The organism is Mesorhizobium sp. M8A.F.Ca.ET.021.01.1.1 (genome assembly GCF_003998025.1).
GTDB lineage: Bacteria > Pseudomonadota > Alphaproteobacteria > Rhizobiales > Rhizobiaceae > Mesorhizobium.
Genome location: NZ_RZSJ01000819.1, coordinates 1 through 2,039 on the forward strand (window position 1 = coordinate 1; position 2,039 = coordinate 2,039).

The 2,039-nt window shown below is 64.1% G+C and carries 3 protein-coding genes; 2 read left to right on the plus strand and 1 reads right to left on the minus strand.

Annotated features, from left to right (window positions below; genetic code table 11):
- Positions 1 to 10: 10 nt before the first annotated feature.
- Positions 11 to 1,015: a polysaccharide deacetylase gene (locus EOA36_RS34310; RefSeq protein ID WP_127281116.1), complete on the minus strand. Its 1,005-nt coding sequence runs from the start codon at positions 1,013 to 1,015 to the stop codon at positions 11 to 13.
- A 216-nt stretch (positions 1,016 to 1,231) separates the two neighbouring features.
- Between EOA36_RS34310 and EOA36_RS34315 the strand changes: the two genes are divergently transcribed.
- Positions 1,232 to 1,897: a tetratricopeptide repeat protein gene (locus EOA36_RS34315; protein ID WP_127281117.1), complete on the plus strand. Its 666-nt coding sequence runs from the start codon at positions 1,232 to 1,234 to the stop codon at positions 1,895 to 1,897.
- The coding region (locus EOA36_RS34320) for a GTPase (protein ID WP_189553515.1) at positions 1,894 to 2,039 on the plus strand (146 nt) is incomplete at its 3' end. The genes EOA36_RS34315 and EOA36_RS34320, both read left to right, overlap by 4 nt.

Here is a 2,039-nt window from a genome sequence, read left to right on the forward strand (position 1 = left end):
GGTTGGCAGCTCAGCCGCCAACCGTCGCCTGCTTCTGGCTGCCGTCCCGCCGCGAAACATAATCGCGAAAACTGATGCACTCGACATCTGATTTGACGCAGACCTCGCCGGCAAAGCGTTCCAGTGCGTTCCAGTAGGCGCCGTCATTCATCAGTGTGAAGTGGAAGCCGAGTTCCAGCGGAATGCGCTTGCCCTGATATTGCGTGTTGAAGGCGGCGCGGAAGGCCTGGTAGGTGCGGTCGGCGAATTCGCCGGCCTTGCTTGGCCGCTCGAAGCCGCCGGAATGCCGGACATAGAGATTGTAATCCATGGCGATCACCGGCCGTGATTTCGGCCCTTCCGGAATCAGCGGCAGGGAAAAGCGGGTGATGCCGCCGATGGTCGGCGGCAGGGCAGGGCCCTTTGAAACGCCGCTGGCGTCGAACTGATAGCCGGCTGCCGGCAGCGCCTCGTAAAGCGCCTTGCTTGCCGACAGGTAGGGCGCCCGGAAACCCGCCACCGCATGCGCGAAATCGCGCCAGCCCTCGGGTTCGGGCGCAATGCCGTTGATGGCATAGGCGTTTTCTAGAATGTGCTCGAACGAGGCGAATTCCGTCAGCCAGTCGGCCTTGCTCCAGTCCTTGCCGTCGAAATGGCCGCAGGCGTGGCTGGCGATGTCGTGGCCCTCATGGGCGGCGAGACCGATCTGTTCCAGCCGCTCGGCCACGTCCTGCCTGGAGGCGGCAAAGCCGATGTTGGATTTGCCCGCGGTCTTGCCAGGTGCCGCGTATTGGCCGCGTGTCTCGGGCGACAGCAGGAAGACACAGGACAGAAAATAGGTGAAATGCGCCCCGGTGCGCTGGGCCAGCGCCCGGCTACGCTTCCACTGCGAGATGTCGCGGGCACTGTCGAACGAGATGATGACGACCTGCTTCGGCCTCGCTGGTTCTGCTGGCGCGGGCGGGTCGGCCAGGGCCGCGCCGGCGGCGGCGAGCGAGGCAAGCGAAAACGCAATAACACGGGACAGACTGGGCATCGGCAATTTTACAGGCTCCGGGTGGTCAGCAAGCCGGCTATCCCCGAAATGTGGCGCCGGTGCGATTGGGTTTTCGTGGGTTTGCCCCGGGGCAAACATCCGTTTGCCCCCGGGAATAGCCGATTTTCCGGTCGAACCCCTTCCATGCCGACAAAATTTCGCTAAAACGCGGGCTCACGAACGGCCCCGGCCCGGGGCCAAGAATGGTTTTGATCGATGTCCGACGACAGTTTTATCCGTGAAGTCAATGACGAGATGCGCCGCGAGCAGGCGCAGAAGCTGTGGGACCGTTTCGGCCCGGCCTTGCTTGTGATTGCCATCCTGGTGGTGCTCGGTACCGCCGCCTTCGTCGGCTATCGCTATTGGGACGAGACGCGCGCCAACCGCTCCGGCGATGCTTTCTCGCAGGCGTTGAAGCTTGCCAATGACGGCAAGAACGACGACGCGCTGGCCGCGCTCGATCAGCTGGAGAAGGATGGCTACGGCGCCTATCCGCTGCTCGCCCGCATGCGCGCAGCGACCGTCAAGGCCAACAAGGGCGACGTCGACGCAGCCGTCAAGGATTTCGACGACGTCGCCGCCGACACCGCCATTCCCCAGGGCCTGCGCGACATGGCGCGGCTGAGGGCAGCACTCCTGCTCGTCGACCATGGCTCCTTCGCCGACGTGTCCAGCCGTGTCGAGGCGCTGACCTCGGACACCAACACGCTGCGCCACAGCGCGCGCGAGGCGCTCGGGCTTGCGGCCTGGAAGGAAGGCAAGACGCAGGACGCGCTGAAACTGTTCGACCAGATCGCCTCCGATGACGGCGCCCCGCGCAACACGCGCGAGCGGGCGACCTTGATGTCCGAACTGATCCGCGGGTCGGGCAGTGCATCGTGACCTTCAAAGTCGCCATCATAGGCAGACCTAACGTCGGCAAATCGACTCTTTTCAATCGGCTGGTGGGAAGGAAGCTGGCGCTTGTCGACGACACGCCGGGCGTCACCCGTGACCGCCGTGTCCATGCCGCCAAGCTTTACGA

Bases quoted from the DNA above. Each gene is read 5' to 3' on its own strand.
- EOA36_RS34310 (WP_127281116.1), bottom strand. From the start codon at position 1,015: ATGCCCAGTCTGTCCCGTGTTATTGCGTTTTCGCTTGCCTCGCTCGCC.
- EOA36_RS34315 (WP_127281117.1), top strand. From the start codon at position 1,232: ATGTCCGACGACAGTTTTATCCGTGAAGTCAATGACGAGATGCGCCGC.